At 40.8% G+C, this 13,083-nt stretch carries 15 protein-coding genes; 13 read left to right on the top strand and 2 right to left on the bottom strand.

Going from position 1 to position 13,083, the window contains the following annotated elements; translation table 11 throughout:
• Window positions 1-87: 87 nt before the first annotated feature.
• Both ACQV1I_RS00675 and ACQV1I_RS00680 read right to left on the bottom strand, forming a co-directional pair.
• The gene (locus tag ACQV1I_RS00675; RefSeq protein WP_116335337.1) at window positions 88-1,407 is read right to left on the bottom strand and encodes a YjgB family protein; all 1,320 of its coding nucleotides are present in this window, start codon (window positions 1,405-1,407) and stop codon (window positions 88-90) included.
• Window positions 1,397-1,927 (bottom strand): RNA polymerase sigma factor, encoded by a 531-nt coding sequence (locus ACQV1I_RS00680; RefSeq protein ID WP_116335336.1) that lies wholly within the window; start codon window positions 1,925-1,927, stop codon window positions 1,397-1,399. Before ACQV1I_RS00680 ends, ACQV1I_RS00675 begins: the two co-directional genes overlap by 11 nt.
• 653 nt (window positions 1,928-2,580) lie before the next feature.
• Here ACQV1I_RS00680 and ACQV1I_RS00685 point away from each other — a divergent pair.
• The 13 genes from ACQV1I_RS00685 to greA all read left to right on the top strand — a co-directional run bounded on the left by ACQV1I_RS00685 (window position 2,581) and on the right by greA (window position 13,082).
• Window positions 2,581-3,522 (top strand): sigma-70 family RNA polymerase sigma factor, encoded by a 942-nt coding sequence (locus ACQV1I_RS00685; RefSeq protein WP_094702097.1) that lies wholly within the window; start codon window positions 2,581-2,583, stop codon window positions 3,520-3,522.
• 356 nt (window positions 3,523-3,878) lie between these two features.
• Window positions 3,879-4,196 carry a winged helix-turn-helix transcriptional regulator gene (locus tag ACQV1I_RS00690; protein ID WP_003333851.1) on the top strand — a complete coding sequence of 106 codons (318 nt, stop codon included), beginning with the start codon at window positions 3,879-3,881 and terminating at the stop codon, window positions 4,194-4,196.
• 219 nt (window positions 4,197-4,415) lie between these two features.
• Entirely contained in the window at window positions 4,416-5,294 is an 879-nt protein-coding gene (hslO, locus tag ACQV1I_RS00695; RefSeq protein ID WP_094702099.1) for an Hsp33 family molecular chaperone HslO, read from the top strand.
• Window positions 5,295-5,416: 122 nt separating this feature from the next.
• On the top strand, window positions 5,417-6,310 hold the full coding sequence (locus tag ACQV1I_RS00700) for a peptidyl-prolyl cis-trans isomerase (protein WP_094702101.1): 894 nt from the start codon (window positions 5,417-5,419) through the stop codon (window positions 6,308-6,310).
• 77 nt (window positions 6,311-6,387) lie between these two features.
• Complete coding sequence (gene cysK, locus ACQV1I_RS00705) at window positions 6,388-7,320, top strand: cysteine synthase A (protein ID WP_094702103.1); 933 nt, start codon at window positions 6,388-6,390, stop codon at window positions 7,318-7,320.
• A gap of 431 nt (window positions 7,321-7,751) precedes the next feature.
• Complete coding sequence (pabA, locus tag ACQV1I_RS00710; protein ID WP_116335335.1) at window positions 7,752-8,342, top strand: aminodeoxychorismate/anthranilate synthase component II; 591 nt, start codon at window positions 7,752-7,754, stop codon at window positions 8,340-8,342.
• Window positions 8,343-8,512: 170 nt separating this feature from the next.
• Entirely contained in the window at window positions 8,513-9,358 is an 846-nt protein-coding gene (gene pabC / locus ACQV1I_RS00715; RefSeq protein WP_116335334.1) for an aminodeoxychorismate lyase, read from the top strand.
• 42 nt (window positions 9,359-9,400) lie between these two features.
• On the top strand, window positions 9,401-10,264 hold the full coding sequence (gene folP / locus ACQV1I_RS00720) for a dihydropteroate synthase (RefSeq protein ID WP_094702107.1): 864 nt from the start codon (window positions 9,401-9,403) through the stop codon (window positions 10,262-10,264).
• Window positions 10,257-10,622 carry a dihydroneopterin aldolase gene (folB, locus tag ACQV1I_RS00725; protein WP_094702109.1) on the top strand — a complete coding sequence of 122 codons (366 nt, stop codon included), beginning with the start codon at window positions 10,257-10,259 and terminating at the stop codon, window positions 10,620-10,622. The genes folP and folB overlap by 8 nt, the downstream gene beginning before the upstream one ends.
• A gap of 1 nt (window position 10,623) precedes the next feature.
• Window positions 10,624-11,154 carry a 2-amino-4-hydroxy-6-hydroxymethyldihydropteridine diphosphokinase gene (folK, locus tag ACQV1I_RS00730; protein WP_018672270.1) on the top strand — a complete coding sequence of 177 codons (531 nt, stop codon included), beginning with the start codon at window positions 10,624-10,626 and terminating at the stop codon, window positions 11,152-11,154.
• Entirely contained in the window at window positions 11,106-11,327 is a 222-nt protein-coding gene (locus ACQV1I_RS00735) for a helix-turn-helix domain-containing protein (RefSeq protein WP_035312107.1), read from the top strand. The genes folK and ACQV1I_RS00735 overlap by 49 nt, the downstream gene beginning before the upstream one ends.
• Before the next feature lie 32 nt (window positions 11,328-11,359).
• Window positions 11,360-12,388, top strand: coding sequence for a tRNA dihydrouridine synthase DusB (dusB, locus tag ACQV1I_RS00740; RefSeq protein WP_094702113.1), 1,029 nt, complete (start codon window positions 11,360-11,362; stop codon window positions 12,386-12,388).
• Between the two features lie 217 nt (window positions 12,389-12,605).
• Entirely contained in the window at window positions 12,606-13,082 is a 477-nt protein-coding gene (gene greA, locus ACQV1I_RS00745) for a transcription elongation factor GreA (RefSeq protein WP_003333840.1), read from the top strand.
• Window position 13,083: the final 1 nt, after the last annotated feature.

The raw sequence follows: 13,083 nt of genomic DNA on the forward strand, positions 1-13,083 counted from the left end.
GCCTGATTTCTAACCCAGGCAAAGTCATAAAAAACCAAATAGTGTCCCAGCTAAAATCTCTATCTACCGTGGTTCTTATTCAAGAAATCACGTTTCCCAACTCTCGGATTGTTTGTGTACTACATTTACATGATCCACTAATGGGTCTGTATTATTATTTGTTACAGGAGTTATGACCACTTGAAGCTGATACTCATTATTTAGTGGGTAAGTAAAGATCTGTTCTTTATTTCTATTAAAGTATCCTTTTAATTTTTCGCCCAAGGCTGTTTTGACCTCCGATAGGTGAATGTCTTGCAAGAGAAGATCAAAGCTTCGGATTTCAATCAGTAGACCTTTAGAATCATATCCTACGACAGTACCTTGCTTACGATAGACCGCATAGGTAGTTTTATATGGAGTGTCCATTTTATCAGCTTTACCCCAGCGTTGCTCTATATGCTCCTTAGTGGTTTGTCCCACTCTAAAGTCTTCTACTAACAGTCCTTGAGAAGCAGATTCATTTTTTCTTTGTAAGAGATCAATATTATCTCCAAACATGGGGTTTATCCGTCCGTGTGGATAGACGATACTTACATGTTCAATTTGTAGAGATACATCATGATTCCCAACAGACGGATCAGTTGTGTTCGAACTATTATTGATGCTGGTAGGAGTAAAATAAAATACTAATTGATAATCATCACCCGCAGAATAGCTGTATTTCAGTTGATCCGTGTACTGTTGCACAAATTGGGGCTTCCCAAGAACCTGTTCCACTTGTTCTTTATTTAGAGCGGTCAGCCGAGAGTCGGTTGAAATAATTTCTACTAGCACTCCCCCTTTATTGTAAGCAAACGCTAATGACTTCTCAGGGTAATTAGCAGTAGGCAGACCAAATCGTACCTGATCCTGCCCTTTTGATTCACCCCACACTTTTTTTATGTCGTCCGCTTGGGATGTTCCCACAGCAATATCTGCATTTATAACCTTACCGCTTCTAGCTCTCTCCATTACGTTTAATAAAAGCTTGTTTTGCGCAGGAGTCACTGTTTGGCTATTTTTCCCCACACTTTTCTTGCTATCATGGAAAAAGTTGAGTGAATCAGTACTGCGAGACTCCTTATAATAACTTGGAGTAGCAGATACCAGAGCTTTGTTTGGATTGGTTAGCTGATTCTGTTGAACCCACGAATTTCCTAACCAGAAGGTGGCTAGAACTAATGAACTGCACACAATCCCCTTACTGATCCAAGTAAAATAAGTAGATAGATCACTTCTGTGCAAATCTTTTTTCTCTTCTCTTAATAAATGAGCCAGCATGTGTTGCTTGCTTTCAGCATCCAGTTTGTGATCTGGGAGTGTTTGCAGATGCTTTAACGTTTGATTCGATTGATCATCTAGGTCTGTAAATTTATTAAATGACACGATTAATCACCCCATCTACATCAGTTTCTTTGCCCAGGCTTCTCTGTAAAGTTTTTAAAGCACGATGCAAGGTTGTATTTACTTTGCTTTCGCTCCATTGCAGGATTTCTGCGGTCTCACTTGGGGACAATCCCTTTATTCCGCGTAGGATCACAACCTCCCGATAGGATGGTTTTAATCGCTGCACAGCGGCATAGAGCATTTGATTTTCTTCCTGTTTGCCTACAATCTCTTCAGGTGTTTCGTCAGTTGATTTTATTTGTTTTAACCAGGTATCTGGTAGCCAACTCATATAGCGCTTCTTTCGTTCATGATCAATTGCTGTATTGCGTGCAATTGAAAAAAGCCAGGTTTTAGGTTGAGCTCTTCCTTCGTATTTTTCATAACCTCTCATAGCCTTCATGAAAACTTCCTGCACCAAATCTTCTACATCGCGGTTACGCGTATAGTAAACTAAAAATTTATATATATCGTCACTATAATGAACAAACCACTCCTCAATGTGTTCGCGCCTAGTCAATTTGTGTAACACCTCTTTTTAAAGAATTACCCTCTGATAGTCTTGGAGTATATGTAAAAAACAAGTCTGCTTCATCCTTACTAGCATTATTTGAAGCTCCAAAAAGCTGGGTAAGGAAATAGACGAGATGATGATAGCTTTCTTACACTTTTTTTGCGTTTCATATCATTTATTTTCTTATAAGTAGACAGCAAATGGGTATCCAGATTTTACATATAGGAAGAAATGCAACTTTTTGGGGGGATAGGGAGTCAATATTAGTAGCGAGTTAATTCAAAAAGTTTTTAACTTAGAGGGTTTGGTACAAGGTAAAATTGGTGTACACTGATTAACAAAGGATCAGTTACCATAAAAGAATGCACTAGTTCGTTTACCGAAGTACTAATGATTCGCTACAAAACATTTTCCGGTAAGTAGTAATGTGACCGTTATCTCCTACGTACGGTAAAATTAGAACTGGTACGTAATGTATATCATGAAAGGTATAGCATAATTAAGGAATTAATAACTAGATGTAAAAAGTTCTAGTTATTTCAAAAATTTTGTTCACCTTTTTCCTGATATTCTGTTAACATAAGAATTATACAATATGTTTTAATGTGTCAACAGGAGATAACTGAATATTTCTATTTCCGATGAAGTGAGGGTTGCACATGACCACTATGAGTCACACCTCTTTCCAAGATTGTGCCCGGCGTTGGCGTGAAGTCGAGAACGAATTATCGATTGTTGTTCCTAAATCTTTACGGTCAGATACTTCCGCGTTATTGTTTTTGGAGGGCGTAGCAGCAACACCTATGTTGGATAAAGATGAAGAAATGCAATATTTGATTCAGTATCAGCGTGATGGTGATTTAGAAGCTCGCGAGGTTCTAGTACGTGCTTATCTTCGTTATGTCGTTAACACTGCACTTCGTCATTTAAAAAAGGGAATGCCGTTCCTTGATCTCATTCAGGAAGGAACAATTGGGTTATTTACTGCAATAGAAAAATTTGATATTACAAGAGGCGTCCGTTTATATCACTACTCGCATTGGTGGATTTCACAAGCCATCACACGTGCTATCAGTGACAAAGGCCGTCTTATTCGTATACCTGTACACATGCATGAGCAAATACGTCTCTATCAAAAGAAAGTAATGCAATTAGCTCATTTGCTGAACCGCAATCCCGAACGACATGAGATTGCAAACTATTTAAATATTCCCTTGGAAAAAATGGATACCATCGAGTATGCTCTTCGCATTAAAATGGAATCAATTGACGAGCAGCCCGTCGTACTCCACATGGAAGATGACGAAGAATTGCTAAGCTACGCCGAAATTGTTGATGACAAAGAAAACTCATTAGAAGACTGGATTGAACGAGTTGATCTAAGAGACCAAGTCTTTGATGCTTTATCCGTATTAAGTCCACGTTCACAAGAAATCATTGCGATGCGTTATGGACTGTACGATGATCAGGTTTATACGTTAGAGGAAGTGGGCAAGATGTTTGGTCTTACTCGCGAGCGTATACGTCAAATTGAAGCGACTACGATTGAGAGATTGCGCAAACAGAAGTGTTCACGCAATTTGATGGAGTACCTTTCCTAAGGTATGTAAAAAGAAGATCATTCATTCATTGTCCCCATAATTGGAGGTCAAAGGAGCTACATGCTAAGAAGCATGATCATGCTCCTTTTTATTGTCTATTTTTCTTATGTCTGTGTAACTCTTCCTACATTTGAAATAAACTGAAAATTCTATATAATTAACATAATTACCATAGAGGTTTGTCTAATAATAGGAAGGCCTTATACTATTCATATGAGGAAAGTAAATAAGTGAGTAGGCAGTAACCATTTTTTAATTGGAAAGCGGGAAAACTACACTTTGAAAGGAATCTCCACTTCTGAGAACTTATTTTTGTCAAGTAGCTATGGTAAAATAACTATAAGGGAGTGATAAAGATGAGTGACCACCAATTGTGTCCAAAGCTTGAGACTGCTTTTGAATTGTTGGGGAAACGCTGGACGGGATTAATTATTTGTGTGTTGATGACAGGGCCTAAGCGCTTTAAAGATATATCTGAAGTCATACCTGGTATGAGTGATAGGATGTTGGCGGAAAGATTTAAGGAGTTAGAACTTGCTGGTGTTTTGACGCGGAATGTCTATCCTGAAACCCCTGTACGTATTGAATACGAGTTAACAGATAAGGGCAGAGGGTTAAAAACCGTCATGGATGCTGTGCAAACTTGGGCCGAATCCTGGGTACATTCTAAATAGGGACTGAATGGAGGACTCCTGCCTCTTGCGCGGGAGTTTTGTTGTGCATGAATAGCTAATTGATTGGATCAAAGTTGCGTAAACAAGAGAAATACTTTGGTGCAATCAATTACCTACAGTCAAACAACAGTAACCCAGAATGTGCAAAAACAAGAGAATGTGTACTGAGCACACGAGGCACACTGAAACAAAAGAAGAGGACATGCAAGGAGGACTAATATGAGCGACTATTTGGTAAGAGCAACAGGTTTTAATGGTAACGTTCGAGCATTTGCTGCCCGGACGACCGGAATTGTAGAGGATATTAGAAAACGGCACGGTATGCTGAATACTGCTAGTGCAGCTTTAGGGCGCACGCTTACAGTGACCGCTATGATGGGTGCTATGCTTAAAGGGGACGAACGTATTTCGGTCAAGATTAATGGCGGTGGTCCGATTGGTAGTATCTTTGCGGAGGCCAATGCCCATGGCGAATTGCGTGCGTATGTAACAAATCCACAAGTCCATTTTGAGTTAAATGAACTTGGCAAACTAGACGTTCGACGAGCAGTAGGTACCGATGGTTTTTTATATGTAACGAAGGATTTAGGTCTTCGAGAACCGTATCAAGGCAGTGTACCGATTGTATCTGGTGAGATCGGTGAAGATTTTAGTTATTATTTTGTGGTATCAGAGCAGACTCCTTCAGCTGTTGCAGTAGGTGTATTGGTCAATCCTGAGGATCATTCCATTTTTGGATCAGGTGGATTTATTTTGCAATTACTACCAGGTACTCCTGAAGAGGATATTGCGAAAATTGAAGAGAAAATTAGTAAATTGCCGCAGGTATCACGATTAATTGCAGAAGGCATTACGCCGGAAGAATTGATAGCTAAGGTTTTGGATAATCCTACTATTCATAGCAAGCTCGATCTTACCTTTAACTGTGGTTGCTCAGCCGAAAAAGTGGGTAATACATTAGCAAGCTTAGGTAAGGCAGAATTAATGAGCATGCAAAGAGAAGAGGGCGGAGCAGAGGTTCACTGCCATTTCTGTAATGAACTTTACCAGTTTGACCGGGATGATTTGCAGGAAATCATTAATGATTTGGATAAATAAAGAATAAGAGACAAAACGGTGGAGACTAGAGCATGAGACATGTGCGATTGCTAACGACACGTCAACTACCGTTTTTTTCTTGCCCTAATATTATAGAATTTCAATGAAATGGAGAGAAATGGATGCGTAACGTTCGGTTTTTGTGGAGCTTGATTGGTGCGCTCATCTTATTGTTAGCTGTCGTATCGGGTGCTTGGTACAAAGGAGCAGGTTTAGCAGCAGTAGCTAAGGTGGGAGACGAAACCGTTACAGAGCAAGCGCTAATCTCACAGTTAAAAGAGCGCTATGGAAAGCAGATGTTGGATCGTATGATCGACCACCAACTAGTCTTCCAAGAAGCAAGTCGTCTGCAAATTACTGTTTCTGATCAGCGAGTTCAGGAAGAGATTCAGAGGATAAGAAGTCATTTCCCACATGAGGGTGATATCCCTAGTGAGGTGCAGGATCGATTAGGACAGACTCCAGCTCAAATGGAGCAGGAAGTTCGTTATCAATTGCTGTTGAAAAAGCTGGCCTCAAAGAATGTGACAATCAGTGATGATGAGCTACGAGCTTATTTTCAGCAACACCAATCAGATTATATTCAACCAACCACCGTACATCTTTATCGACTGTTAGTAAAAACAGAACAAGAAGCTCAAGATTTATTTCAAGAGCTGTCAAAGGGAGCAGATTTTGTTGCGTTAGCCAAAGAACGATCTGTAGATGCTCAAACAGCTTCAAGTGGTGGAGATATGGGGATCATTTTATTAAAGGATGATTCTTTAACAGAAAATGAACAGTTCGCTCTTCAGGATATGAAAATAAATGAAGTATCTGCTCCTATTCCGGTTGAAGACGGCTATGCACTATTGCGTATAACAGAGCGGAAGGAAGAAGTTATCCCAACTTTTGAGCAATCGAAGGAAAAAGTTTTTGAAGACATGGCTATCGCCAAAGCCGAGTCGTTTGATGAAATTTTAAATCGTTTACGTAAGACCACCAAAGTAGAAGTGAAGGAGCTAACATATCGTTGACGCTAATGAATATGATTTGTTATAATACCTACAAATCCTAGCAAATTACTCGGTGATTATTTGAGGGGGACAAAAACATGCGGGTTGCACAATCTATTACAGAACTGATTGGAAATACGCCATTAGTCAAACTCAATCGTGTCGTAACAGAAGACATGGCTGATATCTATTTGAAGTTGGAGTTCTTTAACCCCGGAAGTAGTGTGAAAGATCGTATCGCACTTTCTATGATTGAAACAGCCGAAGCGGAAGGTAAATTGAAGCTTGGCGATACCATAATTGAACCAACCAGCGGTAACACAGGGATTGGATTAGCAATGGTGGCTGCGGCAAAGGGATATCGTGCTATCTTGGTTATGCCAGATACAATGAGTATTGAAAGACGTAATTTGCTACGTGCGTATGGAGCGGAACTAATCTTGACCCCTGGAGCGGAAGGAATGGGCGGAGCGATTCGTAAGGCAGAAGAACTTGCTCGCGAGAACTCAAACTATTTTATCCCGCAACAATTTAATAATACAGCCAATCCTAAGGTACATCGAGAAACTACAGCAAAAGAGTTACTTGAGCAAGGAAAAGAGATTGGTGGTATTGACGCTTTTATTGCTGGTATTGGTACAGGCGGAACGATTACAGGTGTGGGCCAAGTGCTAAAAGAGGAATACCCAGAGGTAAAAATTTACGGGGTAGAACCTCAGGCTTCACCGGTCTTGTCTGGAGGAAAACCAGGTCCTCATAAGATTCAGGGAATTGGTGCTGGATTCGTACCCGAGATTTTGGATACGTCTATTTATGATGAAATTCTTCCTATTGAAAACGAGGCTGCTTTTGAAACAGCTCGTCGTGTAGCTAAGGAAGAAGGAATCTTAGGTGGAATTTCTTCAGGTGCGGCTATTGCAGCGGCTCTCGATATAGCAAGTCGTTTAGGTAAAGGGAAAAAAGTAGTGGTTATTATTCCTAGTAATGGAGAACGCTATTTATCTACGCCACTTTATCATTTTGAAGATTAATAGTGGTTTGGCTTTTTTATAAGGAATAATCGAATGGAAGTGGCTCGGCACGATGCTGGGACCACTTCTTTTTGTCGTTCTCTGTGTGGAAAGAGTGAAATTGCATGATTCCCTTTTCTTTCTGTGACAAGGAATGAGGGATTATGTAGCGACGTGTATGAAGCAGCTACTGAGCCTGAAGATCCGGTTATCTAAGCTATGAAATCAATTCATTTTTTGAATTAATCTTACAAAAGCTTCCAAATGATGACTTACAGCTATCAGATCTGTATGTTATGATAGATCAAGACCTGTTGCTTTTGACCATTTAAATTCTTATGTCAGAAGCGGAGTGACGAGTCGTTGAAGAAGGCGGAGGCCTTGTGGAAAGCAGTTGAGCTGAGGGAAGAATTCGAGAACGAGAGGCTGAAGAGCCGAGAGGAGAGCCGAGTATGATCATTATGATTGATAACTATGATTCCTTTACGTACAACCTAGTACAATTTGTTGGAGAGTTGGGTGAGGAGTTACGGGTATTTCGTAACGATAAAATCACGCTAGAAGAAATCGAAAACATGAAGCCAGACTACCTGATGATTTCTCCAGGTCCTTGCACACCGAATGAAGCTGGAATTAGTATGGATGTCGTCCGTCATTTTGCGGGTAAGGTTCCGATCTTTGGTGTATGCCTCGGACATCAATCAATTGGCCAAGTATTTGGTGGGAAAATAGTCCGAGCAGACCGGCTTATGCATGGAAAAACATCGGAGGTATTACATGATGGCAAAACTATTTTTGCATCAATACCTTCACCATTCCAAGCTGCGCGTTATCATTCGTTAGTGATCCAGGAAGAATCAATTCCAGAAGAACTAGAGATTACAGCACGAACGCCTGAAGGTGAAATAATGGCCATTCGTCATAGAAAGCTACCTATCGAAGGGGTTCAATTTCATCCCGAATCAATCATTACCCAATACGGAAAACAAATGTTGAAAAACTTTTTGACGGCTTATGCAAAAGAGATTCAACCTATCAAATAACGAAACATTACTTCAAAGCCACTTGCAAAAATGATTGCAGGTGGTTTTTTCAAAAGTGGAATAAACCAAAGTCACGACAGGAGAGTTTCGAGGAAAGTTTTAGTTATGATACTATGATTTTATGTGCTGTAGAAGAGGGATAAACGTCTGATAGCTAGGAGATTAAGCGGATGTGGGTGTTTGTTAATGATAACATTGTACCTGTTGAACAAGCAGTAGTTTCAGCCATGGATCATGGCTTTTTATATGGTATCGGTTTATTTGAGAGCGTTCGAATCTATCAAGGAAAACCGTGTTTTTGGGATGAGCATATGTTGCGTCTGGAACAAGGAATGACTGCCTTATGTATTCGTCACAAGTGGGATCGTAGTGAGATATATCGTGCTGTGCAGGCTACTCTCAAGAAGAATAAGCTAGAGGATGCTTATGTACGAATTAGTATTACTGGGGGAGAAGAGGGTGTTGGTTTGCATAGCGGTGTATATGAGCAGCCATCGCTTTATATTTTTGTCAAATCAGTAACGCAAATCGCACAGCCTCCTATTGCCAAAAGATTGAAAGTAATTTCCTTTCCAAGGCAGACTCAGGAAGGAAACCAGCGTTTTAAGTCTCACAATTATTTGAATTGCGCTCTGGGTAAACAAGAAATAGGAAAGGCAGCGGATATAGAAGGTCTATTTTTAACAAAAGAAGGTCATATCTGTGAAGGAGTCGTAAGTAATGTTTTTTGGGTGAAGGACAATAAGGTATATACGCCTTCCGTGGATACTAATCTGTTAGCGGGAATTACCCGGGATGCTGTCATTACTATTGCGCATGCAGGTGGTCTAAACGTGGAGGAAGGTCTTTATCCCCTTGAGGATTTATTAACAGCAGATGAAGTGTTCGTAACGAACTCAATTCAAGAGCTTGTTCCGGTGTCGATTGTAGAGAATATAGAAATTCCATACGTTTATGGAAAGGTGACACGAAAGTTGCACGAAGCCTACAGGCGATTGGTAGAATTGTCCAACTGATTGTGTTATGCTTTCCACATTATAAAAAGGAGTTCGAAAAAGATGAAACATGATCATGAGCGTCCTCTGACTAAATTTACATCACTATCATGTGGTACATATAATCTTCCGCTACACGAAAGAACTTTAATTATGGGAATCCTTAACGTCACTCCTGACTCTTTTTCGGATGGAGGACATTACAATCAGCTGGATGCCGCTATGCGCCATGCTGAGAGGCTTGTGAAGGATGGGGCGGATATCATCGATGTAGGGGGAGAGTCGACACGGCCAGGTTCTCAGCTTGTTAGTGCGGAACAAGAATTAGAGCGAATCATTCCGATTATCGAGCGCCTCTCCCGCGATATAGATGTACCGATCTCTGTTGATACCTATAAAGCCCGGGTTGCTGACGAAGCGTTGCGGGCAGGAGCCCATATTATTAATGATGTGTGGGGGGCGAAAAAAGACTCCGAAATGGCTGCTGTAGCTGCTAAATGGAATGTGCCGATTATCTTGATGCACAATCGAGAGCAGATGGAGTACCAGGATTTCTTCCCCGACTATATAGAGGATCTACAGGAATCTATCCAGCTAGCTTTAGCAGCAGGTGTTTCGGATGAGATGATCGTGCTGGACCCAGGCATTGGTTTTGCTAAAACATTGCAACAAAACCTGGAGGCTATGCGGCGGTTGGACGATTTAGTGGCTCTTGGCTATCCTGTTTTACTAGGAACCTCACGGAAGTCCATGATTGGTAAGGTTCTTGATTTACCTGTGGAAGAACGTTTAGAGGGTACAATAGCTACGGTAGCACTAGGTATTGAAAAAGGTTGTCATATCATGCGTGTGCACGATGTTAAAGCCATAAAACGAACAGCAACGATGATGGATGCTATGAAAAAAGGGGCACGTTACAATGGATAAAATCTATTTTAATGGTATGGCTTTTTATGGTTATCATGGTGTTTTTCAAGAAGAGGCTAGGCTAGGTCAAAGGTTCTATGTTGATTTGGAGCTCTCGCTTGACTTGCAAAAGGCTGCTGATACGGATCAGCTAGAATATACCGTTAATTATGCGGATATTTACGAAAGGGTGAAGGCTATCGTCGAAGGAGAGCGTTATCAATTAGTGGAAAAATTGACGTCGCAGATTTGCGATGGCTTGTTGAGTGATTTTCCTTTAGATGAAGTCAAAGTAAAAGTAACAAAACCAGACCCTCCTATTGCAGGGCATTACCAGTCAGTTGCGATTGAGATGATCAGGAAAAAGGGGAGTAACTAGCATGGGCAACCTTACAGAAGCATATATTGCCCTTGGATCTAATCAGGGAGAGCGAGAAGCTATGCTTAAAGGTGCCATCGCCGAGTTACATGCACATGATTTTATTCAGGTATCTCGCCTTTCTTCTGTATATGAAACGGATCCAGTGGGCTATACAGATCAGCCTGCCTTTTTAAATATGGTGATTCAGATTAAGACCAGCTTAGCGCCCCTAGAGTTATTGGAGGCAGCCTTATCAATTGAGCAAAGATTAGGGAGAGTTCGCCTTGAGCGCTGGGGCCCACGCAATATTGATATTGATCTATTGCTTTTTGGAGAAGAGCAAGTGAAGTTACCGAATTTGGTTATTCCTCATCCAGAGATGATTCATCGTGCGTTTGTGCTTATTCCTCTTCAAGAGGTATGGCAAGGAGTTATACCGGGAACAGATTTAACCATAGAAGAAGCAATCCATCATTGTATAGAAACGCAGGGGGTACAGGTATGGGGGACATTAGATTGGGGAGCCGAATCAGAGCGTTCCGCAAATTAAAAGGCTTTACACAACAGCAATTAGCCACTGAAATGGGAGTATCATTATCATTTGTAGGTACCTTGGAGAGAGGGACGAAACCACCGACTGAACTGGTGTTACGGAAGATAGCCAACACTTTACAAGTTGAATATGAGGAATTATGTGCTATAAATAAAGGGAATGAAAAGTAGGCAGAGTCCCTTCGCTTAAGGAGGTTTTATATATGAAAATCGGGAACATAGAACTAAAAAATAATGTTGTCTTAGCCCCAATGGCAGGAGTATGTAATCCTGCTTTTCGCTTGATTGCTAAAGAATTTGGCACAGGTCTGGTCTGTGCTGAAATGGTTAGCGACAAGGCAATTATGCATGGTAACAAAAAAACGTTAGACATGTTATATGTAGATGAACGTGAAAAACCCTTGAGTCTACAAATTTTCGGCGGAGATAAGGAGACATTGGTGGGAGCAGCTCAATACGTTGACCAAAACACCAATGCAGATATTATCGATATTAACATGGGGTGTCCTGTTCCTAAGATTGTTAGTTGTGATGCAGGAGCTCGTTTGTTACTAGACCCGGAAAAAATTTATGAAGTGGTGTCAGCAGTAGTAGATGCTGTAGACAAACCGGTAACAGTCAAAATGCGTTTAGGCTGGGACGAGGATCATCTATACGTCCTAGATAATGCACAGGCGGTAGAGCGCGCTGGTGGTAAAGCAGTTTCTGTGCATGCTCGTACTCGTGTTCAGATGTACAAGGGTCAGGCTGATTGGGAATGGATTCGCCGAGTCAAAGAGGTAGTTAATATTCCGGTTATCGGTAATGGTGACGTATCAACACCAGAAGATGCAAAAAGAATGTTAGATACGACAGGCTGCGATGGGGTTATGATCGGTCGTGCAGCTCTAGGGAATCCTTGGATGCTGTATCGTACGATTCAATATTTAACCACAGGAGAATTGCTAGGTGAGCCTACTGCCCGTGATAAGGTTAATATCTGTTTGCTACATGCTAAACGTTTAGTTGCATTAAAAGGACCAAGAGTTGGCATACTTGAGATGCGCAAACACGCTGCATGGTACTTGAAAGGTTTAAAAGGTGCCACTCAGACTAAACACCTGATAAATTCTGTTGAAACAGAAGAGGAATTACACCGTCTATTACATGAGTACGTTGATTGGGTAGAAAGCGGAGTGTTTGATGATACAGAGATTGAAAAAGAAGGGTCTGTAAAAATCTCTGCCTTATAATGGAAATCAAACATTGACAACGTATTTCCCATATCCTATAATTCATCGTATTATGTACTTGAAGCTGCCAGATCTGATCTGGCAGCTTTCCCTATGACCCACTGTATTACAAAAAGAAACCCGATTACCCCTAGTATATTAAGTGGGTGATCTACATATAATCCTGTGTACTTTTTTGATAACGGGATTAAAAATTGATAAACGGGGGAATACGAAGATGTCTGAAAAAGAAGTCATTCTTACACCTGAAGGCCTTGCGAAGCTTGAGCAAGAATTAGAAGATTTAAAAACTGTTAAGCGTAAAGAAGTAGCTGCGCGTATTAAAGAAGCCATTAGCTTTGGAGATATTAGTGAAAACTCTGAGTATGAAGAAGCTAAAAATGAGCAAGCGTTCATCGAAGGGCGCATTCTAACCCTAGAAAAAATGTTACGTAATGCTCGCATTATTACGAACGAAGATGTTGATACCAATGTGGTAAGTGTTGGTTCGACTGTTCGTCTAAAAGATCTTGAATTTGGGGACATAGTAGACTACACTATCGTTGGTTCTGCTGAATCTGATCCATTAAACAATAAAATTTCAAACGAATCTCCTGTTGGTCAAGCCTTGCTTGGAAAAGCAAAAGGATCTACAGTAGATGTAAACGTTCCAGCGGGCGTTATTCAATACGAAGTACTTGAAATTAATCGATAAG

It is taken from the genome of Brevibacillus sp. JB24b, assembly GCF_051713385.1.
GTDB lineage: Bacteria > Bacillota > Bacilli > Brevibacillales > Brevibacillaceae > Brevibacillus_B > Brevibacillus_B laterosporus.